This is a genomic window from Arthrobacter oryzae, assembly GCF_030718995.1.
Classification (GTDB): domain Bacteria; phylum Actinomycetota; class Actinomycetes; order Actinomycetales; family Micrococcaceae; genus Arthrobacter; species Arthrobacter oryzae_C.
Genome location: NZ_CP132204.1, coordinates 2,089,297 through 2,110,674 on the forward strand (window position 1 = coordinate 2,089,297; position 21,378 = coordinate 2,110,674).

At 68.0% G+C, this 21,378-nt stretch carries 21 protein-coding genes; 17 read left to right on the forward strand and 4 right to left on the reverse strand.

The features are described from left to right. Positions 1-51 precede the first annotated feature (51 nt). From Q8Z05_RS09655 to Q8Z05_RS09675, 5 genes are all read left to right on the forward strand, one after another. Entirely contained in the window at positions 52-3,762 is a 3,711-nt protein-coding gene (locus Q8Z05_RS09655; protein ID WP_305943242.1) for a nitrate reductase subunit alpha, read from the forward strand. Next, a complete protein-coding gene (gene narH / locus Q8Z05_RS09660) occupies positions 3,762-5,453 on the forward strand; it encodes a nitrate reductase subunit beta (RefSeq protein ID WP_305943243.1) in 1,692 nt (563 codons plus the stop codon). The genes Q8Z05_RS09655 and narH overlap by 1 nt, the downstream gene beginning before the upstream one ends. After that, positions 5,450-6,070, forward strand: a complete 621-nt coding sequence (gene narJ, locus Q8Z05_RS09665; RefSeq protein ID WP_305943244.1) for a nitrate reductase molybdenum cofactor assembly chaperone — start codon at positions 5,450-5,452, stop codon at positions 6,068-6,070. The genes narH and narJ overlap by 4 nt, the downstream gene beginning before the upstream one ends. Positions 6,071-6,072: 2 nt before the next feature. Continuing rightward, complete coding sequence (narI, locus tag Q8Z05_RS09670; RefSeq protein ID WP_305943245.1) at positions 6,073-6,855, forward strand: respiratory nitrate reductase subunit gamma; 783 nt, start codon at positions 6,073-6,075, stop codon at positions 6,853-6,855. Positions 6,856-6,917: 62 nt separating this feature from the next. Next, complete coding sequence (locus tag Q8Z05_RS09675) at positions 6,918-8,141, forward strand: MFS transporter (protein ID WP_305943246.1); 1,224 nt, start codon at positions 6,918-6,920, stop codon at positions 8,139-8,141. A gap of 76 nt (positions 8,142-8,217) precedes the next feature. On the opposite strand, the gene Q8Z05_RS09680 is transcribed toward Q8Z05_RS09675, so the two are convergent. Next, on the reverse strand, positions 8,218-9,576 hold the full coding sequence (locus Q8Z05_RS09680) for a DUF445 domain-containing protein (RefSeq protein ID WP_305943247.1): 1,359 nt from the start codon (positions 9,574-9,576) through the stop codon (positions 8,218-8,220). A gap of 50 nt (positions 9,577-9,626) precedes the next feature. On the opposite strand from Q8Z05_RS09680, the gene Q8Z05_RS09685 reads away from it, so the two are divergent. Then, a complete protein-coding gene (locus Q8Z05_RS09685; RefSeq protein WP_305943248.1) occupies positions 9,627-10,526 on the forward strand; it encodes a glycerophosphodiester phosphodiesterase family protein in 900 nt (299 codons plus the stop codon). Positions 10,527-10,608: 82 nt separating this feature from the next. Here the strand turns inward: Q8Z05_RS09685 and Q8Z05_RS09690 are convergent, their stop codons facing one another. Together Q8Z05_RS09690 and Q8Z05_RS09695 are read right to left on the reverse strand one after the other, a co-directional pair. Further along, positions 10,609-12,261, reverse strand: coding sequence for an ABC transporter permease (locus tag Q8Z05_RS09690; protein ID WP_305943249.1), 1,653 nt, complete (start codon positions 12,259-12,261; stop codon positions 10,609-10,611). Then, positions 12,258-13,166: an ABC transporter ATP-binding protein gene (locus tag Q8Z05_RS09695; protein ID WP_305943250.1), complete on the reverse strand. Its 909-nt coding sequence runs from the start codon at positions 13,164-13,166 to the stop codon at positions 12,258-12,260. The genes Q8Z05_RS09690 and Q8Z05_RS09695 overlap by 4 nt, the downstream gene beginning before the upstream one ends. 109 nt (positions 13,167-13,275) lie before the next feature. On the opposite strand from Q8Z05_RS09695, the gene Q8Z05_RS09700 reads away from it, so the two are divergent. The 6 genes from Q8Z05_RS09700 (at position 13,276) to Q8Z05_RS09725 (ending at position 16,366) form a co-directional block, all read left to right on the forward strand. Beyond that, positions 13,276-13,734, forward strand: coding sequence for a DoxX family protein (locus tag Q8Z05_RS09700; protein ID WP_305943251.1), 459 nt, complete (start codon positions 13,276-13,278; stop codon positions 13,732-13,734). After that, on the forward strand, positions 13,731-14,531 hold the full coding sequence (locus tag Q8Z05_RS09705) for an AzlC family ABC transporter permease (protein WP_305943252.1): 801 nt from the start codon (positions 13,731-13,733) through the stop codon (positions 14,529-14,531). Before Q8Z05_RS09700 ends, Q8Z05_RS09705 begins: the two co-directional genes overlap by 4 nt. Continuing rightward, entirely contained in the window at positions 14,528-14,839 is a 312-nt protein-coding gene (locus Q8Z05_RS09710) for an AzlD domain-containing protein (protein WP_305943253.1), read from the forward strand. The genes Q8Z05_RS09705 and Q8Z05_RS09710 overlap by 4 nt, the downstream gene beginning before the upstream one ends. Positions 14,840-14,891: 52 nt before the next feature. Further along, the gene (locus Q8Z05_RS09715) at positions 14,892-15,224 is read left to right on the forward strand and encodes a hypothetical protein (protein ID WP_305943254.1); all 333 of its coding nucleotides are present in this window, start codon (positions 14,892-14,894) and stop codon (positions 15,222-15,224) included. A 166-nt stretch (positions 15,225-15,390) separates the two neighbouring features. Next, positions 15,391-16,014, forward strand: a complete 624-nt coding sequence (locus Q8Z05_RS09720; RefSeq protein WP_305943255.1) for a GAF domain-containing protein — start codon at positions 15,391-15,393, stop codon at positions 16,012-16,014. A 79-nt stretch (positions 16,015-16,093) separates the two neighbouring features. Then, complete coding sequence (locus tag Q8Z05_RS09725; RefSeq protein WP_305943256.1) at positions 16,094-16,366, forward strand: hypothetical protein; 273 nt, start codon at positions 16,094-16,096, stop codon at positions 16,364-16,366. Here the strand turns inward: Q8Z05_RS09725 and Q8Z05_RS09730 are convergent. Then, a complete protein-coding gene (locus Q8Z05_RS09730; RefSeq protein ID WP_305943257.1) occupies positions 16,349-16,984 on the reverse strand; it encodes a TetR/AcrR family transcriptional regulator in 636 nt (211 codons plus the stop codon). The genes Q8Z05_RS09725 and Q8Z05_RS09730 overlap by 18 nt on opposite strands. 112 nt (positions 16,985-17,096) lie before the next feature. On the opposite strand from Q8Z05_RS09730, the gene Q8Z05_RS09735 reads away from it, so the two are divergent. The 5 genes from Q8Z05_RS09735 (at position 17,097) to Q8Z05_RS09755 (ending at position 21,378) form a co-directional block, all read left to right on the forward strand. Next, complete coding sequence (locus Q8Z05_RS09735) at positions 17,097-17,471, forward strand: thiamine-binding protein (protein WP_305943258.1); 375 nt, start codon at positions 17,097-17,099, stop codon at positions 17,469-17,471. A gap of 67 nt (positions 17,472-17,538) precedes the next feature. After that, positions 17,539-18,216 carry an O-methyltransferase gene (locus Q8Z05_RS09740; RefSeq protein WP_305943259.1) on the forward strand — a complete coding sequence of 226 codons (678 nt, stop codon included), beginning with the start codon at positions 17,539-17,541 and terminating at the stop codon, positions 18,214-18,216. Positions 18,217-18,299: 83 nt separating this feature from the next. Then, on the forward strand, positions 18,300-18,779 hold the full coding sequence (locus Q8Z05_RS09745) for a Dps family protein (RefSeq protein ID WP_305943260.1): 480 nt from the start codon (positions 18,300-18,302) through the stop codon (positions 18,777-18,779). A gap of 113 nt (positions 18,780-18,892) precedes the next feature. After that, complete coding sequence (locus Q8Z05_RS09750; RefSeq protein WP_371745954.1) at positions 18,893-20,017, forward strand: acyl-CoA dehydrogenase family protein; 1,125 nt, start codon at positions 18,893-18,895, stop codon at positions 20,015-20,017. Then, positions 20,011-21,378 carry a bifunctional PIG-L family deacetylase/class I SAM-dependent methyltransferase gene (locus Q8Z05_RS09755; RefSeq protein WP_305943261.1) on the forward strand — a complete coding sequence of 456 codons (1,368 nt, stop codon included), beginning with the start codon at positions 20,011-20,013 and terminating at the stop codon, positions 21,376-21,378. Before Q8Z05_RS09750 ends, Q8Z05_RS09755 begins: the two co-directional genes overlap by 7 nt.

Genomic DNA, 21,378 nt, shown 5'->3' on the forward strand with positions numbered 1-21,378 from the left:
AGTGCCGTTCGGCCCTAGCCGGGGCTTCACGCAGCAACCTAGCTTGAGGGCATGGCTGCCGGACCCCATGCGGGGTTAGATGGACCCGCATCAGATGCAATGTTGAAGCTGGGCCGTTTCTTCACCAAATGGGACCAGACCGACGACGGCCGGGCGGTGTTCCGGGAAGGCGGCCGCAAGGGCGACATCTTCTACCGCGACCGCTGGAGCCACGACAAGGTGGTCCGTTCCACGCACGGGGTGAACTGCACCGGCTCCTGCTCCTGGAAGGTGTACGTCAAGGACGGCATCATCACCTGGGAGTCGCAGCAGACCGACTACCCCTCAGTGGGCCCGGACAGTCCGGAATACGAACCGAGAGGCTGTCCGCGCGGGGCGGCCTTTTCCTGGTACACCTACTCGCCGACGCGGGTCCGCTTCCCGTATGCCCGCGGCGTCCTCGTCGAAATGTACCGCGAAGCGAAGGCCCGCCTCGGCGACCCGGTGCTCGCTTTCGCAGAAATAGCCGGTGATCCGGAAAAGCGTCGCCGCTACCAGCAGGCCCGCGGCAAGGGCGGCCTGGTGCGCGTCTCCTGGCAGGAGGCGGTCGAGATCGCAGCGGCCGCTCACGTGAACACCATCAAAACCTACGGCCCGGACCGCTGCGCCGGCTTCTCGCCCATCCCCGCGATGTCCATGGTGTCGCACGCCGTGGGGACCCGCTTCATCCAGCTGATCGGCGGGGTGATGACGTCCTTCTACGACTGGTACGCGGACCTCCCCGTGGCCAGCCCCCAGGTCTTCGGTGACCAGACGGACGTGCCGGAATCCGGCGACTGGTGGGACGCGCGCTACCTCATGATGTGGGGCTCCAACGTCCCGGTCACCCGGACGCCTGACGCGCACTGGATGGCCGAGGTGCGCTACCGCGGCACCAAGGTGGTCACCGTCAGCCCGGACTACGCGGACAACACCAAGTTCGCCGACGAATGGCTCCCCGCCCAGGCCGGAACGGACGCCGCGCTGGCCATGGCCATGGGGCACGTCATGCTCAAGGAATTCTTCGTGGACCGGGATGTGCCGTTCTTCTCCGATTACGTCCGGCGGTACACGGACCTGCCGTTCCTGGTCCGGCTGGTAAGGAACGACGACGGCGCGCTAACGCCGTCGAAATTCCTCACCGCCCGGGACCTTCCCGCCGAAGCCGGGGCCGAGGACGCGGCGTTCCGCACCGTGCTGTTCGACAAAAAGACCGGGCGGACCGCCGTCCCCAACGGCTCCATGGGGTTCCGTTATTCCGGCACCGGCGAGGGCAAGTGGAACCTCGACCTCGAAGGGATCGAGCCCGCGTTGTCCCTGCGCGAGGTGTCCGGGGAAAGCGCCGAAATCCTGCTCCCGTGCTTCGAGGACGCCGGCGGGGAAGGGAGCGTGCTCCGGCGCGGCGTTCCCGTCATCGACGTGGAAGGCCAGCTGGTCACCACCGTGTTCGACCTGATGCTGGCCCAGTACGGCGTGGGCCGGGACGGCCTGCCGGGGGAGTGGGCCGCCGGCTATGACGACGCGTCCACGCCCTACACCCCGGCCTGGCAGGAGGAAATCACCAGCGTTCCCGCGCAGGCGTGCATCCGGGTGGCGCGGGAGTTCGCCCGCAACGCCGAGCAGTCCAAGGGTCGGTCCATGATCATCATGGGCGCCGGGATCTGCCAGTGGTTCCACGGCGACACCACCTACCGGGCCGTGCTGGCGCTGGTGATGCTGACCGGCTGCATGGGCCGCAACGGCGGCGGCTGGGCACACTATGTGGGGCAGGAGAAGACCCGCCCGGTCACCGGCTGGCTCTCGCTGGCCAACGCATTGGACTGGTCACGCCCGCCGCGGACCATGATCGGCACAGGCTACTGGTACATGCACACCGACCAGTGGCGGCAGGACGGCTACTCCGCGGATGCGCTGAAGTCCCCGCTGTCCACCGGAGCCCTGGACGGCATGCACACCGCGGACGCGCTGGCCCAGTCCGCCCGCCTCGGCTGGATGCCGTTCTACCCGCAGTTCGACCGCAACCCGCTGGACCTCGCGGACGAGGCGGAGGCCGCCGTCGCCGCCGGGACCGCGCCGGATACGCCCGGCTATATCGCGGACGCGCTCAAGAACCGCACCCTGAACCCCGCGATCGAGGACGTGGACGCCCCGGAGAACTGGCCCCGGACCCTGGTGCTGTGGCGCTCCAACCTGTTCGGCTCCTCGGCCAAGGGCAACGAGTACTTCCTGCGGAACCTGCTGGGCACGCACAACAACGTCCTGGGCCAGGACCACGCCGAGGGTCTCATGCCCAGGGACGTGAAGTGGCATGAGCAGGCGCCGGAGGGGAAGCTGGACCTGCTGGTCTCCGCTGATTTCCGGATGACCTCCACCACGCTGCTGTCCGACGTCGTGTTCCCGGCCGCCACCTGGTACGAGAAACACGACCTGTCCTCCACGGACATGCACCCGTTCGTGCACGCCTTCAGTCCGGCGATCGACCCGCCGTGGGAGACCAAGACCGACTTCGACACCTTCCACCTGCTGGCCAGGGAGTTCTCCCGGCAGGCCAGGACCCACTTGGGCGTCCGCCGCGACCTGGTCAGCGTGCCGTTGCAGCACGACACCCCCGGCCAGCTGGCCCAGCCCGGCGGGATCGTGCGGGACTGGCGGGAGACGGACATCCCCGCCGTCCCGGGGCAGAACATGCCCGTCTTCTCCGTGGTGGAGCGGGACTACACGGCCATCGCGGACAAGCTGGCCGCCGTCGGGCCCCTGGCCGACAAGCTCGGCTTCACGGTCAAGAACGTCACTTACAAACTGGCAGGGCCGTTGGAGCGGCTCAGCCGCTCCAACGGCGTGATGCTCGGCGGCGCCGCGGACGGCAGGCCGGCCATGGACACAGACGCGAAAATGGCCGAGGCCATCCTGGCGTTCTCCGGCACCACCAACGGCGCGCTGTCCGTGCAGGGTTTCAAGGACCTGGAAGTCCGCACCGGCCGGAAACTCGCCGACCTCTCCGAGGGCTCGGAGGAAAAATTCATCACCTTCGCCCAGACCCAGGCCGGGCCGGTCCCGGTGATCACTTCTCCGGAATGGTCCGGCTCCGAAACGGGCGGCCGCCGCTACGCGCCGTTCACCATCAACATCGAACGGCTCAAGCCCTTCCACACCCTGACCGGCCGGATGCACTTTTTCCTCGACCATGACTGGATGATCGACATCGGCGAGGCCCTGCCGATCTACCGTCCGCCGCTGGACATGCACCGGCTCTTCGGTGAACCAAAACTCGGCCGGGACGGTGCCATGGAGGTGGTGGTCAGGTACCTCACCCCGCACTCCAAGTGGTCCATCCACTCCGAGTACCAGGACAACCTGCTGATGCTCTCGCTGTCCCGCGGCGGCCCCACGGTGTGGATGAGCCCCGCCGACGCCGAGGCCATCGAGGTTAAGGACAACGACTGGGTGGAATGCTTGAACATCAACGGCGTCCTGGTGGCCCGGGCCATCGTCAGCCACCGGATGCCGGCCGGCGTGGTCTACGTCCACCACGCGCAGGAACGCACCATCGACGTCCCGAAGTCCGAGGCCACGGGACGCCGCGGCGGCATCCACAACTCGGTGACCCGGCTGCTGGTCAAACCCTCGCACCTGATCGGCGGCTACGCCCAGCAGGCCTACGCGTTCAACTACCTCGGCCCCACCGGAAACCAGCGCGACATGGTGGCCACCGTCCGCCGTCGTTCCCAGGAGGTGCAGTACTGATGCGTGTCATGGCTCAAATGGGCATGGTCATGAACCTGGACAAGTGCATCGGCTGCCACACCTGTTCCGTGACCTGCAAGCAGGCCTGGACGAACCGTGCGGGCACCGAATACGTCTGGTTCAACAACGTGGAGACCAGGCCCGGCCAGGGCTACCCGCGCCGCTACGAGGACCAGGAAAGATGGCACGGCGGCTGGGTGCTGAACAAGCGCGGCAAGCTGGTGCTGAAGGCCGGCGGCCGGGTGAAGAAGCTCCTGGGAATCTTCGCCAGCCCCGTCCAGCCCGAGCTCAAGGACTACTACGAGCCGTGGACCTACGACTACAAGACCCTCGTGGACGCGCCGCTGGGCGACGACTTCCCGGTGGCCCGGCCCAAGTCCCTGATCACCGGCAAGGACACCAAAATCACCTGGTCCGCGAACTGGGATGACGACCTGGGCGGCTCCTCCGAGAACGGCCACCTGGACCCGATCGTGGAGAAGGTCAGGCGCGAGTCCGAGGACAAGATCAAGTTCGCCTATGAGCAGACCTTCATGTTCTACCTGCCGCGGATCTGCGAGCACTGCCTGAACCCGTCCTGCATGGCCTCCTGTCCCTCCGGCGCGATCTACAAGCGCGTGGAGGACGGAATCGTGCTGGTGGACCAGGACAAATGCCGCGGCTGGCGGCAGTGCGTCACCGGCTGTCCGTACAAGAAGATCTACTTCAACCACAAAACGGGCAAGGCCGAGAAGTGCACCTTCTGCTACCCGCGGGTGGAGGTGGGGCTGCCCACGGTCTGCTCGGAGACCTGTGTGGGCAGGCTGCGGTACCTGGGGCTGTTCCTGTACGACGCCGACGCCGTCACCGCAGCGGCCGCCGTCACGGACCCCCGGGAACTCTACGACGCCCAGATGGACGTGCTGCTGGACCCGAACGACCCCGCCGTCCAGGCCGCAGCCCGCGCCCAGGACATTCCGGAGGACTGGATCGATGCCGCCCGGCGCTCACCGGTGTATGCCCTCGCCAAGGTCTACAAGGTGGCGCTGCCGCTGCACCCGGAATACCGGACCATGCCCATGGTCTGGTACGTGCCGCCGCTCTCACCCGTGGTGGACCTGCTGCGGGATCAAGGGCACGACGGCGAGGATCACGGCAACCTTTTCGGCGCCATTGAGGCGCTGCGCATCCCGGTGGAATACCTCGCGGAACTGTTCACGGCCGGGGACGCGGAGCGGGTCACCGCCGTCTTGAAGAAGCTTGCGGCGATGCGCTCCTACATGCGCGGCATCAGCCTGGGCAACGACCCGGACGATTCCATCCCGGAAGCGGTGGGCATGGACGGCCAGACGATGTACGAGATGTACCGGCTGATGGCGATCGCGAAGTACGACGAGCGCTACGTCATCCCCAAGGCCCACGTGGAACAGGCCCATGACCTCGAGGAGATGGGCTGCTCGCTGGACTTCGAGGGCGGCCCGGGCATGCAGGATACCGCCCACTTCGGCGAGGCCAGCGGCCGCCCGGTCCCCGTGGCGGTGGAAACCTTCAACGCCCTCCGCGACCGGCAGACCTCCGAGTCTGCGCCCGGGGAAACCAGTTTGCGCGGCAGGGTGAACCTCCTGAACTGGGACGGCACGGGGGCGCCTCCGGGGCTTTTCCCGGACAAAGGGTTGCTTCCGGAGAAGCATTCCCCGGGGGAGCAGCCATGAGCCGGCGCGAACAGGTGGTCTACCTCGCGGCGGCCTGGTGCCTGTCCTACCCGGATGAGGAACTGATCAGCAGGGTCCCCCTCATGCGGGCCGCGCTGGGCGAGTTCCCGGGCGCGTTGCCGGACTTCGCCGGGGTGCTGGACCTGCTGGAATCCACGCCGCCCATGGAGGTGCAGGCTCACTATGTGCGCGAATTCGACCTCGGCAAGCGCCACGCCCTGCACCTCAGCTACTGGACGGACGGGGACACCCGGCGCCGCGGCGAGGTGCTGGGCAACTTCAAGAAAACGTACCGGCAAAGCGACATCCTGGTGGACACCCACGGTGAACTCCCGGACTACCTGCCGATGGTCCTCGAATACGCCGCGGTGGTGGATCTGGCGGCCGGGCGGGATCTGCTCACCCGCTTCCGGGCGAGCCTGGAAATGCTGCGTTTCGGGCTGCTGCGGGACGAGCTGCCGCACGCGCGGATCCTGCAGGCCGTCTGCGCCACCCTGCCCGGGAAATCGCCCGCGGACGAGCAGGCGGTGATGCGGATGGCCGGCTACGGCCCGCCCACCGAAGCCGTGGGCCTGGATCCCTACGATCCCCGACTGTTGCCCGTGAAGGGGGCCTGACCATGCCGGCATTCGAAGCCGAGCCCGGATCCGCCGTTGAAATTTCAGCACTGGACACCGTGCTCTGGGGCGTCCTGCCGTACGTCATGGTGGTGGTGCTGGTGGGCGGCCTGGTGTGGCGCTACAAGTACGACCAGTTCGGCTGGACCACCAGGTCCTCCCAGCTGTACGAATCGAAGCTGCTCCGGATCGCCTCGCCGCTGTTCCATTTCGGCCTGCTGGCAGTGATCGCCGGGCACTTCTTCGGCCTGGTGATTCCGATGGCGTGGACCCAGGCCGTGGGCATGAGCCAGGACTTCTACCACTTCAATGCCCTCTTCGTGGGCGGCATTGCGGGGGTGGGGACCCTCGGCGGGATCATCCTGCTGATCTACCGCCGCCGCACCACCGGGCCGGTGTTCATGGCCACCACCACGAACGACAAGACCATGTACGTGGTGCTCACCGCCGCCATCGTGTTCGGGCTCTGGACCACGCTGGCCAGCGTTTTCGAAGGCGAACACGGGCACAATTACCGCGAGACGGTGGCCCCGTGGTTCCGCTCGCTGTTTGTCCTCCAACCTGACGTGGCCGCCATGGCGGCGGCGCCGTTCTCCTTCCACCTGCACACCCTGGTGGGCATGGCCCTCTTTGTCATCTGGCCGTTCACCCGGCTGGTCCATGCCTTCACGGCTCCGCTGCACTACCTCTTCCGGCCCTACATCGTCTACCGCTCGCGGGACGCCGTCACCCGGCGCGGCTGGGCGCCGGTGGGAACCCGGGACAGGGACACCCGTAACCGTTGAACTGACCGGCTGAGACCAAGGCCCGCTGAAACCGGAGCCTGCTGAAACCAAAGGAGCGCACAGTGGCTGGAACCGCACCATCCCCGACGTCCGCCTCCACAGGCCGGACCAGGAACCTGGTACTGGCCACCGCAGCGTCCGTGGCGGGCTTCTGGGCATGGAATTCCGTGGCCACGCTCGGCGCCTTCTACACCCAGAACCTGCAGCTGAACCCGGCCACCACGGGCGTCCTGGTGGCCATGCCGGTGTTCGTCGGCTCGCTGGGGCGGATCGTCGTCGGTACCCTGACGGACCGGTACGGCGGCCGGGCCATGTTTACGTTCGTGCTGCTCGCCTCCATCCTGCCCATTCTGCTGGTGTCCGTCGGCGGCCTCCTCAGTTCCTTCCCGCTGGTGCTGGGCGCCGGCCTGCTGCTCGGCGTCGCCGGAACCGTCTTCGCCGTCGGAATCCCGTTTGTCAGCGCCTGGTACGAGCCCTCCCGGCGGGGCTTCGCCACCGGTGTCTTTGGCGCCGGCATGGGCGGCACGGCGCTGGCCGCCTTCCTGAATCCCCGGCTCGTCGCCGCGATCGGGTACTTCCCCACGCACCTGCTGATCGCCGGTGTCCTTGCCGTGATGGCTGCCATGGTCTGGTTCCTGATGAGGGAATCCCCGGGCTGGACCCGCAACAACGCTCCCGTGCTGCCCAAGCTCCTGGACGCCGCCAGGACGCCGGTGACGTGGAAGATGTGCTTCCTCTACGCCGTCGTCTTCGGCGGGTTCGTCTCCTTTGCCACCTACCTGCCCACGTACCTGCGGGACGTGTACAGCTTCGATCCGAGCGGCGCCGGCGCCCGCACGGCCGGGTTTGCGCTCGCCGCAGTGCTGGCACGGCCGGTGGGCGGCGTGCTCGCGGACAAGTTCGGGCCCAAGCCGGTGGTGATCGTTTCGCTGTCCGCCGTCGCCGTCCTGGCGTGGGTGGTGAACCTGCAGCCCGACGGCGAGGTCCCGGCGGGCCTGACCTTCGTCGCCATGGCGGCGGCCCTCGGACTGGGCACGGGCGGGGTGTTCGCCTGGGTGGGTGTGCTGGCACCGCAGGGAAAAGTGGGCAGCATCAGCGGTGTGGTCAGCGCTGCGGGCGGCCTCGGCGGCTACTTTCCGCCGCTGGTGATGGGGGCAACGTACGACGCCGCCACCCACAGCTACTCGATCGGGCTGCTCCTGCTGGTGGTTACGGCGCTTGTGGCACTCGTGTTCACGGTTTTCGCAGTCCAGGGTCGGGCCAAGGCAAAGGCGGTACCGGCATAGCGCGGGTTCAGAGCGCGCGAACGGACACTTGCGGCCCTTCGAAGGGGTGCTTAAGTGTCCGCTCGCGCTTGGGGGGTCAGCCGAAGGCCAGGTGCGCCGCCGTGAAAATGGCCAGGCCGGCCAGGGCGCCCACCACGGTGCCGTTGATCCGGATGAACTGCAGGTCCTTGCCCACCTGCAGCTCGATCTTCCGTGAGGTCTCCTCGGCATCCCAGCGCGCCACGGTCTCCGTGATCACCCCCGCGATGTCGGAGCGGTAGGTCTTCACCAGGTAGCCCGCGGCGTCTCCGATCCACGCGTTCACCTTCCCGGCCAGCTCGGGGTCAACCACGAGCCGGGTGCCGAAGTCGTGCACGGCGGCCTTGAACTTCACGGTCAGTTCGCTGTGCGGATCGTCGACGGCGCTGAGCAGCGCAGCCTTGATAGTGCCCCACGTGCGGGATGCCAGTTCGCGGACCTCGGGGTCGCCCAGCACCTGCGCCTTGATCCCTTCGGCACGGGCGATCATCACGGGGTCGTGCTGCAGGTCCTGCGCGAGCGAGGTGAGGTAGGTGTCGATGGACTGCCGGACCTGGTGCTGCGGGTCGGACTGCACAGCCTTGGTGAACTTCAGGATTTCCACATAGACCTTGTCTCCCACGAGCCCGTCCACGAACTGCGGAACCCACTGCGGGGACCGGTCCGACACCAGCCTGCTGACGGTCTCGTGGTTGTCCCGGACCCAGTCCACGGTCCGGTCCACCAGCAGGTCCACCAGTGTGTGGTGGTGCCCGTCGGCGAAGATCCGCTCGGCGAGCCTGCCCACCGGAGGGCCCCACGGCGGAGTGAGCAGGTGCTTTCGGACCATCGACTCGATCACGGCCTGGACGTCGTCGTCGTTCAGTACCTTGAACGCACCGCGGATGACGGCGGCACCCTCCTTGGCCACGCGCTCGGCGCCGCCGGGACCGGACAGCCACGCGCCGGCCTTCCGCGCGATGTCCACGGAGGCGAGCTTCTCCTGGACCACCTGTTCGGAGAGGAAATTGGTCTCCACGAACTCACCCAGCGAGGCGCCGATCTGGTCCTTGCGGCGCGGAATGATGGCGGTGTGCGGGATCTTGATCCCCATGGGGTACTTGAACAGCGCCGTCACGGCGAACCAGTCCGCGAGGGCGCCCACCATCCCGCCCTCCGCCGCGGCACGCACGTATTCCAGCCAGGGGTACTGCTTCTGCAGTGCGAAGGCAAAGACGAAAATCACCGCCATGACAATCAGCAGGCTCAGCGCCAGCAGCTTCATCTTCCGCAGGGCGGCCGCCTTTTCGGCGTCACCGCCCAGGCCACGGTCGACGACGGCGGCACCGGCACCGGCGCCGGAACCGGCACCTGGCGTGCCGGCATGCGGGGGTCGGGTTGCAGCGGGACGGGTGGTTTGTTCACTGTTCACCTGCATGTGCCCAGCCTAGTCCCGCATCCGCCGCGGGCGTCCGCTAACGTGTCACCATGACTACCGACGAGTCCGCCTTCACCCGGCCGCTGGTCTACGCCCACCGGGGATCCAGCGCCGCCTTCGCCGAGCACACCCGGGCCGCCTACCTGCAGGCGATTGCGGACGGCGCCGACGGCGTGGAATGCGACGTCCACCTCACCCGGGACCAGCATGTAGTCCTGCTGCATGACGCCAACCTGGACCGCACCTCGGACGGCACCGGACCTGTGGCGGACCGGACCCTCGAGGAACTGCGGCTGCTGGACTTTTCCTCGTGGAAGGGCGCCCGCATCCCGCTTGAATACGGAGGGAAGTTCGACCAGTTGCTGACGCTGCCGGAACTGCTGGACGTCCTCCGGAAGGCGGGACGGGAGATCGGACTCGCCATTGAGCTCAAGCATCCCAGCCCCTACCTGCTGCAGCTGGAGGACCGCGTGCTGGAGGTGCTGGAAGCGGAAGGGTGGGATCCCCTTACCTCCCGGGTGGACAACATCAGCGTCTCCTTCATGAGCTTCAGCCCGGACGCCGTCAAGCACCTGCTCAAGACCGTGCCCGCCGAGTTCGTCTGCCAGTTGGTGGACGACATCAACGCGGAGGAAATCCGTGAGGAACTGGGCCTGGGACTCATCACAGGCGGGGCCGTGGCGAACGTCATGCGGGCCGCCCAGGTGGAAGGCGAACGGATCCTGAATGACTGCGAAGTGAGGCTGGCCGGACCGGGCATCAACTACGTCCGGGAGCACGCCCGCACCGTGAAGCGCTGGCTGGATTCCGGCCGGAGGTTCAGGGTGTGGACTGTCGATTCGGACCGGGACGTGGCGCTGTGCCAGGAGCTGGGCATCCACGAAATCACCACCAACCGGCCGGCGCAGGTGCTGGCCCGGCTCGCCGAGAGCAGCCATCCCGTCGGCTGAACAGCCGGTTCGGCCGCGGGGACTGCCCTGGTCAGCGCAGCTCACGCTTCATCAGCGCAGCTCACGCCTCATCAAGCGCAGCTCATGCCTCAAGGTCGCGGCGCCGCCAGCCGGCGTAGCCCAGCGCGCCAAGGACTGCCGCGGCTACCGTGAGGGCAACCAGCGCCGGAACTGACTCGGCATCCACCGGAAGCAGCGGGGTATGCCGGAACGGCGAGAGGTCCATCAGCCATTCCGGAGCGTTCCAGAGCACTCCGAATTCACCCAGCGCGATGAGCCCCAGCAGGAGCACCCAGACGGCTCCGGCCAGGCGAGGTGCCCAGCCGAACACCGCCAGTGCGGCGCTGGTGAGAACCCAGGCAGCCGGAATCTGGGCCAGCGCCGCCACGGTGGACCGGGCAACAAGGTCCACGTCATTGACGGCGGCGGCAGCCCCGATGCCGATGGAGACGCCGGTCAGCAGTTGCAGCAGCGCAACGCCGGCCAGTGCCACGCTGTAGTGGCTGCTGGCCCAGCGGATGCGGGTGGTGGCAGTGCCCAGCAGGGCCTCGGTGTGCCCGGCAGCCTCCTCGCTGCGGAGGTGGTTGGCCGCGGAGATGCCATACGCGGCCGCGATGACGCCCATGATGCTGATCTCGGCAGCGAGGAACGCATCCGTCAGGGCCTGCGGACCGCCCAGCGCCCGCATCAGGTCCTGGGCGCCGGGGGAACTCAGGAAGTCCGCCACATTGCCGACCAGCGAGCCGATCACCACGCCAAAAAGCACGAACGCCACGCACCACGCCACCAGGACGCGGTACTGCAGCCGCACGGCGAGGCCCAGCACGCCCGACAGGTGTCCGCGTGCGGGGCCCGGCCGCTCATCGCGAAGGCCGGCGCCGAGGTCGCGCCGGGACCGCAGGAAGAACGCGACGGGCACCAGCGCAGCGCAGAGCGCCAAGGGTAGCGAAAGCACCCACCAGTGGTCACCGGCGTAGGCACGGATCTGCTGGTTCCACCCGATGGGTGACAGCCAGGACCATACCGACGGGCCGGGCTCGGCGAGGTCGCCCACCGCCCGCAGCCCGTAGGTCACGGCGATGACTCCGATGCTGAACCCGGTGGCGGCGCGGGCGCTGGCCGTGAGCTGGGCCGCCAGGGCCGCCACCGCGCTGTACGCCATCCCCGTGGCTGCCCAGCCCAGACCGAAGGCGAGTGACCCGTTCCCGGGCAAACCGCCGACGGCGAGGGCAGCCGCAGAAAACAGCCCGGTCAGGATGCTGGCGGCAAAGCTGATGGCCAGTGCGGACACCAGCGGCGCGTCGCGTCCCAGCCGGCCCCCACCCAGCAGTTCCAGCCGTCCGCTCTCCTCGTCCCCCCGCGTGTGCCGGATGGTGAGGATGACCATGAGGACCGCAAGGATGGCCGTCATAAAGGCGGTGTATTTGATGAGGGAAAGGGCGCCGAGCGAGGCGGGGTCGTAGATCCGGCCAAAGAGCGCCACCATGGATGCCGTGGCATTCAGCGCGGTGGAGGCCTCCACCCGGCTGGCCGCGTCCGGGTACAGCTCGGCGCCGGCCACTGCTGTCGAGTAAGCAACCAGAGCGAATCCCGCTATCCAGAGCGGCAGCAGCCAGCGGTCCCGCCGCAGGCCAAGCCGGACCAGGACACCGGTTCCGGCCAGCGTGCCGGTCACGGACCCGGACGGCGTGGTGGCGGGCGTCCGGGCTTTGGTTCCGGGCGTGGTGCCGGTCATCGCCGGGCCGCTTCGAACGATCCTGCCGGGCCGTAGTGGCGCAGGAACAAATCCTCCAGGGTGGGCGGCTGGCTGGTCAGCGACTGCAGACCGGCAGCCGTCAGGGCCTGCAGGAACGGCCCCAGCCCAGCGGGGTCCACCTGGGCGGTGACACGGTGGTTCGTCACCACAACGTCGTGGACGCCGGGAAGGAGGTCCAGGCCAAGGGGCACGCGGACGACGTCGGCCGTGACCGACGTGCGCGTCAGGTGCCGCAGCTGCTCCAGGGGCCCGGACTCCACCACCTTGCCGGCGCGAATGATGCTGACCCGGTCCGAGAGGGCCTCGGCCTCGCTCAGGATGTGGCTGCTCAGCAGGACTGTGCGGCCCTGCCCGCGCAGCTCACGGACGCAGCCCCGGAAGGCATCTTCCATCAACGGGTCCAGGCCGCTGGTGGGCTCGTCCAGCAGGAAGAGCTCGGCGTCCGTGGCCAGGGCCGCCACCAGCGCAACCTTTTGCCGGTTGCCCTTGGAATAGGTGCGTGACTTCTTGGTGGGGTCAAGGTCGAAAGTCTGCAGCAGGGCGTCCCGCCGGGCACGGTCCTGTCCGCCTTGGAGCCGGCCCAGCAGGTCGATCACCTCCCCGCCGGTCAGGTTAGGCCAGAGGGCAACGTCCCCTGGCACGTAGGCCAGCCGGCGGTGCAGGGTGGCAACGTCGTGCCAGGGATCCAGGCCCAGCACCCGGATTGACCCGGAGTTGGCCCGGAGCATGCCCAGGAGCAGCCGCAACGTAGTGGACTTGCCGGATCCGTTGGGACCCAGGAAGCCGTGCACTTCGCCCGCCGCCACACTGAAGTCGAGGCCGTCGAGGGCAGTGACGCTTCCGAAACGCTTCACGACGCCGGCCATTTCCACCACGCTGCTCATAATCACAAAGCTACGCCCGGTTGCCTGTCCCTGACCCGGGCGAAAGGTCCTGTTCCTGCGTGACGCCCGCAGTTACCCGGCGCGTCTGCGGCTGTGGTTGCATGGATCCATGCCATTCACCTGGTCCGGCCGGGCCACCCAGACTCTCTCAGCGGCTGCGATGGGCGCACTGCTGCTGACCAGCGCCATGAAGCACTTCCGCGACCCTGCGTTCTTCCACCAGGTGGTTCCCGATGTCCTGTGCCGTGACGATACCGGCGAACGGCCAAACGGTGCGTTTGCCGTGATGACCAGGGATGAATGGGTGGCGTTCAGCGGACTGCTCGAGGCGGGCGCCGCCGTCGGGCTCCTGATCCCGGCAACCCGCCCGGCCGCCGCGTGGGGCGTTACCGCAATGTTTACGGCGTTCCTTGCCGGGCACGCCGATGCACTGCGCCGCGCGTACGGCCCGGCCGGAACTGCGGCGCAGCGGAAAGTGCATACCGCGCGGCTGCCATTGCAGCTGCCGCTGATCGCCTGGGCCTGGAGCCTGCGCAAACCGGGCCAGGCCGCCCGGCGCCAGCAGTGAAGCTCCTGCAGTCTCCGGCCGTGCGGGTGGGTCTGTCCATCAGCATCGCCACCGGGCTGTACGGGATTTCGTTCGGGGCACTCGGCGTCACGTCCGGGCTGGATTTCTGGCAGACCATGGCTCTGAGCCTGCTGCTGTTCAGCGGCGGTTCGCAGTTCGCATTCATCGGCGTGGTGGCGGGCGGCGGATCAGGAGTGGCTGCCATGGGGGCGGCCACGCTCCTGGGAATGCGCAACGGCATTTACGGCATGCAGCTCAACGCGCTGCTGCAGCCGCGCGGGTGGCGCAAGTTCGCCGCGGCCCACGTCACTATCGACGAATCAACAGCCACCAGCACCGGGCAAACGGACCCGGCCGAGCAAAAGCGGGGATTCTGGACCGCGGGCATCGGCATCTTTGTGCTCTGGAACGTGTTCACTGCCGTGGGGGCACTGGCCGGAAGCGCACTGGGTGACCCCAAACAATGGGGGCTCGACGGCGCCGCGGTGGCGGCTTTCCTCGGCCTGCTCTGGCCGCGGCTCAAGGGCCGCGAGCCGGTGGCCATCGCCGTGGTGTGCGCCCTGGCCACGGTACTGGCCGTGCCCTTCGTGCCTGCGGGAATTCCCATCCTGATCGCGGCCTTCGTGGCGGCCGCGATCGGCTGGTTCAGCCACGGCCGCAGCAACGAGGGACTGGAGCCGGATGTGGACCCCTATGCCGAGCACCGGCACGACGAGCACCAGCACGAGCACCAGCACGGGCACCAGCACGGGCACCCGAACCCCCGCAGGCTTCCGCGTTCGGGAGGTGGACAATGAACCTTTGGCTGTGGCTGCTGCTTGCCTGCCTCCTTGGCTACGCCTGGAAACTGGTGGGCTACCTGGTTCCTGCCAGCCTGCTGCGCAACCCGCGGACGTCCCGGATTGCGGGCACCATGACCATCGGACTGCTGGCCTCGCTCACCATGGTGAACGCTGTGGCGTCGGGCCAGTCGCTGGCACTCGATGCCCGGCTGGGCGCTTTGGCTGCGGCCGGAATCGCCCTGTGGTTCCGGGCTCCGTTCCTGGTGGTGGTCCTGGCCGGTGCCGGCGCGGCCGCCGGGCTCCGGCTGCTTGGCTGGAACTGACCACGGCCAGTAGGCCCTAGTGACGAAGCACGTGGTGTGGCAGGATTCGAATATGAGCGAAGAACAAGCGCCCGCCGTTCCTGCTGCCGAAAAAGACTCCAAGTCGAGGCCCTATGTGCCCTCGCCGGGGTCCGAATCCACCCGTGAAATGCGTGAGATGTCCCGCCGCCGCAGGGACGCCGAAGAGAAGCTCCAGCAGCATCTGCAGGAAGCGGACCACCTGCACGAGGAACACATGAAAGCCCACCAGCGGGAGACGCGAGCTGCCCATGAGGACGGGCAGAATGAGGGCGGGGAGCCCGCAAGCGGGGCCGCTCCGGAGGGTGCTGCCACGGAAAGGGAGACTCCGGACAAGGGCGGGTCCGGCCACAATCCGGCCGAGTGACCCGGCCGGGCCAGTACGTTGCGTAACGACTGCAGGACGTGCTGCATACGTTCGACATGACGCCGGGAGCCGCCCGTTTCCACGGCCGGGGACGTACCCATGGCTATGCTTTAAACAGTTCTAGTCAGACGCGCGAAGGGCGGCAAGCAGTGGAACGTGTCCGGCCATGGCGGTGAAGCTGCCCCTCGCCGATGAGCTGGCGGCGGTCTTTGCCCGTGCAACCGAGCTCCTGCTGACAGAGGAGACGGTCTCCCGGGCCCTTGAGCTGATCACCGCCGCCGCGGAAGCTGCAGTTCCCGGTGCCGCTGGTGCCGGCGTCACGCTGATAGACGCGGACGGCCGGAAACACACGGCGAGTGCCTCCAATTCACTGGTGCAGGCGGCCGACGCGCGCCAGTACGATCTGGGCCAAGGGCCCTGCCTCCTGGCGTGGGCCAGCGGCGAACCGGTGCTGGTCCATGATGCCCGGAGTGATGGGCGCTGGCCCGAATGGGCCGACGCAGCGGCAGGATTGGGGCTCCGGTCCTCCGTCAGTACACCGTTGATCGCCGGCGAGTCCGCCCTGGGCGCCGTCAAGCTCTACGCCCGCCAGGAGGACAGCTTCAATCACGCCACCGTTCGCCTCTTGGAACTCTTCGCAGCGCAGGCCACCATTTTCCTGGTCAATGCCCGGCACGGACTGGACGAGGACACGGCCATGCAGGACCTCCTGATGGAGTCACGGCGGTCGAAAAGGTCGCTGCGTGACGTGTCCGCCGAGCTGGTGTCCTCTACCCGGCCGGCCCGGTGAGCGGGGGTGCGCTTTGGCCCTGGGCAAGGACGAAGATGAGCAAAGACTTCGCTTTGAGGAGTTGCTCCGGAACACTGACATGCGCATTGAAGACCTGTGGCTGAGGTATTTCAGCATTGGCGGCATTGCGGGACAGTTTGAAATTGAGGCCTACATCCATGGCGCCATCGCGCTGCCCGCGTTGCAGCGCGACATCCTGGGCCACGCCCTGAACGAACGCCTGGACGAGATTAAAGCCACCGACGGCAGGGCGCCTTACAGCCGCGGGTCCGAGGATGCCGGCCGGCTGCAGGAAGACCGGCCGCACGAAGACAGGGACCGGCCGGAGGACGAATCAGGGCAGGATGATTGAATCGAAGGCCGTGCCCGGCAGGGGCAACTGGGGCGGCAGCGGCCGGCGGGGGCGTTCCGTGCGGATGGCGTCCTCCACCAGCGCCACGGGGCGCCGCCAGGCGTCGGATCCGGCTTCCATGGTGTCCACAACACCGATCAGCATCGCCAGCAGGCGGATGACGTCGGTCATGGAGATGTCGGTGCGCAGGGTTCCCTGAGCCTGGCCGCGGCCCAGCAGGACGGCCACGGACTCAAAGAGGCTGCCGGTAATTCCGGTCAGCAGGCCGCGGCGTCCGGCAACGGCGCCGAGCAGGTTGGCATCCTCGCTGGCCGCTGCCATCAGCGCATCGATCACGCGGAACAGCCCGTCGGCGGCATCAGGTCCGGCCAGGGCGTCGTCGATCACCGGGTCCACCATCAGGCGGAGCTGGCGGTTGAGGGCGGCCAGGACCAGCTGTTCCTTGTCCGCGAAGTTCCGGAAGAGGGTTGCTGGTCCCACGCCGGCCGTGACGGCGATGGTCTGCAAGGGCACGTCCGGGCCATATTCACGGAAGCACTTGCGGGCGGCGGTAATGATCTTGTCCACATTGCGCGCAGCATCCGCACGGAGGGGCTTGCGTTCCACTGCGAGGTTCATTTTTCAAGGTTAGCAACGCTGGGGCTGAGGGCCCGGGTTACTGATTGGTAGCGGCGAATGTACCCGTATATGACGAATATATCGAGGAATTTCCATGTGGCAGACTGGGTCCATGTTGCTCGCATTCTCCGTTGCGCCGTCCGGCCAGCCGCCCCGTCCGGCCGGCGATTCCGGCGCCGTCTCCGCTGTCGCACCCACCGCCGAATCCGCTTCAGCATCCGCTGATGCCTCAGTCCACGACGCCGTCGCTGCCGCCGTTAAGATTGTCCGGGACTCCGGGCTGCCCAACCATACGGATTCCATGTTCACCACCATCGAAGGTGAGTGGGATGAGGTGTTCGCCGTGGTCAAGGCGGCCACGGAGGCCGTGGGCCGGTTCGGCAGCCGCGTGTCGCTGGTGATCAAGGCGGACATCCGCCCCGGGTATTCGGGCGAGCTGACCGGCAAAGTGGAGCGGCTGGAAAACGCCATCGCCGACGCCGGCTGATTTCCGCTTCACCTTTTCTGCGTCGCTTTCCTTCCCACGGAGCAGCGCCAACTGCGAGACTGTGCCCATGATTGAGCACCGGCCCGAACCCCAGTGGGTGTCCGTGGAGACGTTCCTGACCGACGTCGTGGTCCGTCCCGACAGTCCGCTCACGCGGGCGGTCACCTCCGCCGCCGACGCCGGCATGCCGCCCATAGAGGTGGCGCCGAACGCCGGGAAGCTCCTCAAGCTGCTGGTGCAGCTTTCGGGCGCCCGGCGCGTGCTGGAGATCGGTACGCTGGCGGGCTTCAGCACCATCTGGATGGCGCAGGGACTGCCCGACGACGGCGACCTCGTCACGTGCGAATACCTCCCCAAACATGCCCGCGTGGCGCGCCGGAACGTGGACGCCGCGGGCGTCGGGCACAAAGTGGACATCCGTGTGGGGGCCGCGCTGGACACCCTTCCGGGGCTGCAGGGTGACGGCCGCGGACCCTTCGATTTCGTCTTCATCGACGCTGACAAGGAAAACAACCCGCACTATCTGGAATGGGCCATCCGGCTGGGCCGGCCGGGCACTGTGATCGTGATGGACAACGTGGTGTGGGAGGGCGCATTGCTCGATCCGTCCATGGACGAGATCAACGCACCGGGAATCATCACCGCCCTGGAAATGATGGGCGCGGACCCTCGGCTGGACGGAACGGTCATGCAGACCGTGGGGTCGAAGGGCTGGGACGGCTTCGCGCTGGCGCTGGTCAAGTGACGTCCTCCGGCAAGATGCTAAGTATGCTTAGAATAAGCTAGAGCCGGACGAACCCGTCCGCATCGCACGGAGTGGAGGAAGAAATGAAGGCTTCACCGACCCTTGCCAGCAATCTCCAAATGGTCCTCACGGACCTGATCGAACTTCACGTGCAGGGCAAGCAGGCCCACTGGAACATCGTGGGGACCAACTTCCGCGACCTCCACCTGCAGCTCGATGAAATCGTCACCAGCGTCCGGCTGTTCGCGGATGAAACGGCCGAACGCATGCGCGCCCTCCATGCCCTGCCCGACGGCCGGAGCACCACGGTATCCGGTGAGACCCGGCTGGAGCAGTTCCCGGAAGGACTCACCTCCACGAAGGACGCCGTCAAACTGATCACCGCCCGTCTGGAGCGCACCGTGAAGACCATGCGGGACGTCCATGACGAGGTGGACGAGGAAGATCCCACCAGCGCCGACCTGCTCCACGCCGGGATCTCGCGGCTGGAGCAACTGGCCTGGATGGTCAACGCCGAGACCATGACCGCGGCGGCCTCCGTCACCGTGCCGGACGAGAACTGAACGCAGCGGCAGGCGGAATGGATCCCGATAGGCATGGTTCGAACCAGCGTGTGACGAACCGAAGTTCGTTTCAGCCGCAACCCCAGCAACAGCACGAGCCACCACCCCGGGCGGTGCGGATCAGTGCCGGCCCGGACGCCCTGGACAGCTCGGACGCCGTCGATAGCCCGGACGTCCCGGCTCCGTTGCTGGCGGCGGTGCGTGACGCGGTGGGAGACGTGCCGGCGCTGCTGTCACTGGCGCGGGACATCGGACGGACGGCGCCGCGGCCGGGAGAAGGCAACACGGCCGGGCTGTGGGAACTGCTGGCGTCCGTAACCGCCGTGGACGTGGCCGCCGGCCGGGTGCTCGAACCGCACCTTGACGCCGTCGCCATCCTTGCGCAGGCCGGCGAAGAACCTGGTGACGGAGCCACGGACCGGACCACCGACGGAGCATGGGGCGTGTTCGCCGCGGAGGGGCCGGGCATGCGGCTCGAGGCCACGGCGGACGGCTCCGGGAAGTACATCCTGAACGGTTCCAAGCCATGGTGTTCGCTGGCGTCCCAGCTGGACGGCGCCGTGCTGACCGCCCACCTGGCGGCCGGAGACCCGGCATCCGGCGAAACCGGGTCCGGAGGGCCGTCCGGCGGCAGGGCAGCCTTTGCCGTCGACCTGCACGCGCCCGGGGTCTCCTGCGAGACGCCGCAGTGGACCAGCCGGGGCCTGCGCGAAATCCCCAGCGGCACCGTTCACTTCGACGGCGTCAGCGCCGTGCCCGTGGGCGGGACGGGATGGTACTTCCAGCGCCCGGGCTTCGCATGGGGCGGCATGGGCGTTGCGGCCTGCTGGTTCGGCGGAGCCGTTGCCGTAGCCCGTGACTTCAGCTCCATGCTGGCCGCCGCCGCGGACAACGGGCGGGAACCGGACCAGATCGCACTGGCCCACCTGGGCGAAACGGACCGGATCATCACTGCTGTGGCCGGGTACCTGGCGAAAACGGCGGAACGGATCGACGCCGGCGAACTGTCCGGCTCCGGTGCGTGGAGCGAGGCGCTGCGCGTCCGTGGCACCGTCGCGGCCGCCGTCGAACGCATCCAGGAAGTGGTTGCCCGGAACCTGGGCCCCGGCCCCCTTGCCTTTAACGAAACGTATGGAAAGCGCATGGCGGACCTCTCGCTGTACATCCGGCAGCACCACGCCATGCGGGACGACGCCCAGTTGGGCGCACTGACCCTGAAGGGGGACCGCTCGTGGTGACTTTCTCACACGCGGACACCGGCACTGCCGAGTCCGAATGGGAGGCCAGCGGACTGGCTGTCCTTCCGGAACTTCCGCTGGATCCTGCCGAACTCGCGGCCATGACCTTCGTTGTGCTGGCTGCCCATCCCGATGATGAGACCCTGGGCGCCGGAGGGCTCCTGGCCCGGCTGAACGCCGCCGGGGCCGCCATCGAGGTGCTGCTTTGCACGGCGGGGGAGGCCTCGCACCCGGAGTCTCCGACGACGTCGCCGGACCAGCTTGCCGCCGTCCGGCTCAACGAGTTCAGGGCGGCTGTGTCCGGGCTGGCCCCCGGAGCCACCCGGCAGTTCCTGCACTTCCGGGACGGCCACCTGGCGGCCGACCGGGACCGCATCGCCGCCGCCGTCAAGGAATCGATCGCGGCGGCGGGCCGCCCGGCGGAACAGGTGGTTATCGTGGCGCCCTACCGCTCCGACGGCCACACCGACCACGACGTCCTGGGCGCCGTGGCAGCCGAGATGGCGGCGCAGGACGGCCACGGGCTGCTGGAATACCCTGTCTGGTACTGGTTGTGGGCGTCGCCGGCTGATCCCGCCTGGCAGTCGTGGGTCCGCGTGCAGCTGACGCCGGACGAGCAGCGCGCCAAGGCGGCGGCCCTCCTGGCGCACTCCTCCCAGACGCAGCCGCTGTCCGACCAGCCCGGCGATGAGGCGCTTCTCGCGGGCAGCTTCATCGAGCACTTTTCCCGCCCCTGGGAGACGTTCGCCTGGCACGGTCCCGCCGGCGGACGCAACAGCGCGGAGGACGCCGAACGGATCTTCGATGCCGTGCACGGCGGCGATGCCGACCCGTGGAGCTACACCACCAGCTGGTACGAACGGCGCAAACGCGCGCTCACCCTGGCCGTCCTGCCGGAGGCCGCGTACGGTTCCGGCCTGGAAATCGGCTGTTCCATCGGCACGCTGAGCGTGGAACTCGCCGCCCGCTGTCAGGAATTCGTGGCGGTTGACGCCAGCAGCACCGCCCTGGCCCAGGCTGCCGAGCGGCTCTCCGGCCATCCTGCCGCCCGGACCCTGCACCTCACCGTTCCGCAGCAATGGCCCGAGGGCAGCTTCGACCTCGTGGTGGTCTCCGAGACGGGGTACTACCTGACACCGGAGGAGCTGGCCGGACTGTTCACGCGGGTGAAAGCCTCGCTGAATCCGGGCGGGACCCTGGTGCTCTGCCACTGGCGGCACCCGGTATCCGGTTGGGAACTCGACGGGGACACCGTCCATGCCATGGCCCGTCAGCAGCTCCGCTGGCCCACCGAAGGGCTGTACCGCGAAAAGGACTTCGTCCTGGAAGTCTTCACTGCCCCGGCCGGAATCCAGCAGTGA

Bases quoted from the DNA above. Each gene is read 5' to 3' on its own strand.
- Q8Z05_RS09655 (WP_305943242.1), top strand. From the start codon at position 52: ATGGCTGCCGGACCCCATGCGGGGTTAGATGGACCCGCATCAGATGCA.
- Q8Z05_RS09695 (WP_305943250.1), bottom strand. From the start codon at position 13,166: ATGAGCAGCGTGGTGGAAATGGCCGGCGTCGTGAAGCGTTTCGGAAGC.
- Q8Z05_RS09725 (WP_305943256.1), top strand. From the start codon at position 16,094: ATGCGCATTGAAGACCTGTGGCTGAGGTATTTCAGCATTGGCGGCATT.
- Q8Z05_RS09680 (WP_305943247.1), bottom strand. From the start codon at position 9,576: ATGCAGGTGAACAGTGAACAAACCACCCGTCCCGCTGCAACCCGACCC.
- Q8Z05_RS09720 (WP_305943255.1), top strand. From the start codon at position 15,391: ATGGCGGTGAAGCTGCCCCTCGCCGATGAGCTGGCGGCGGTCTTTGCC.
- narI (WP_305943245.1), top strand. From the start codon at position 6,073: ATGCCGGCATTCGAAGCCGAGCCCGGATCCGCCGTTGAAATTTCAGCA.
- Q8Z05_RS09735 (WP_305943258.1), top strand. From the start codon at position 17,097: ATGTTGCTCGCATTCTCCGTTGCGCCGTCCGGCCAGCCGCCCCGTCCG.
- narH (WP_305943243.1), top strand. From the start codon at position 3,762: ATGCGTGTCATGGCTCAAATGGGCATGGTCATGAACCTGGACAAGTGC.
- Q8Z05_RS09740 (WP_305943259.1), top strand. From the start codon at position 17,539: ATGATTGAGCACCGGCCCGAACCCCAGTGGGTGTCCGTGGAGACGTTC.
- Q8Z05_RS09690 (WP_305943249.1), bottom strand. From the start codon at position 12,261: ATGACCGGCACCACGCCCGGAACCAAAGCCCGGACGCCCGCCACCACG.
- Q8Z05_RS09700 (WP_305943251.1), top strand. From the start codon at position 13,276: ATGCCATTCACCTGGTCCGGCCGGGCCACCCAGACTCTCTCAGCGGCT.
- narJ (WP_305943244.1), top strand. From the start codon at position 5,450: ATGAGCCGGCGCGAACAGGTGGTCTACCTCGCGGCGGCCTGGTGCCTG.
- Q8Z05_RS09710 (WP_305943253.1), top strand. From the start codon at position 14,528: ATGAACCTTTGGCTGTGGCTGCTGCTTGCCTGCCTCCTTGGCTACGCC.
- Q8Z05_RS09730 (WP_305943257.1), bottom strand. From the start codon at position 16,984: ATGAACCTCGCAGTGGAACGCAAGCCCCTCCGTGCGGATGCTGCGCGC.
- Q8Z05_RS09715 (WP_305943254.1), top strand. From the start codon at position 14,892: ATGAGCGAAGAACAAGCGCCCGCCGTTCCTGCTGCCGAAAAAGACTCC.
- Q8Z05_RS09685 (WP_305943248.1), top strand. From the start codon at position 9,627: ATGACTACCGACGAGTCCGCCTTCACCCGGCCGCTGGTCTACGCCCAC.
- Q8Z05_RS09745 (WP_305943260.1), top strand. From the start codon at position 18,300: ATGAAGGCTTCACCGACCCTTGCCAGCAATCTCCAAATGGTCCTCACG.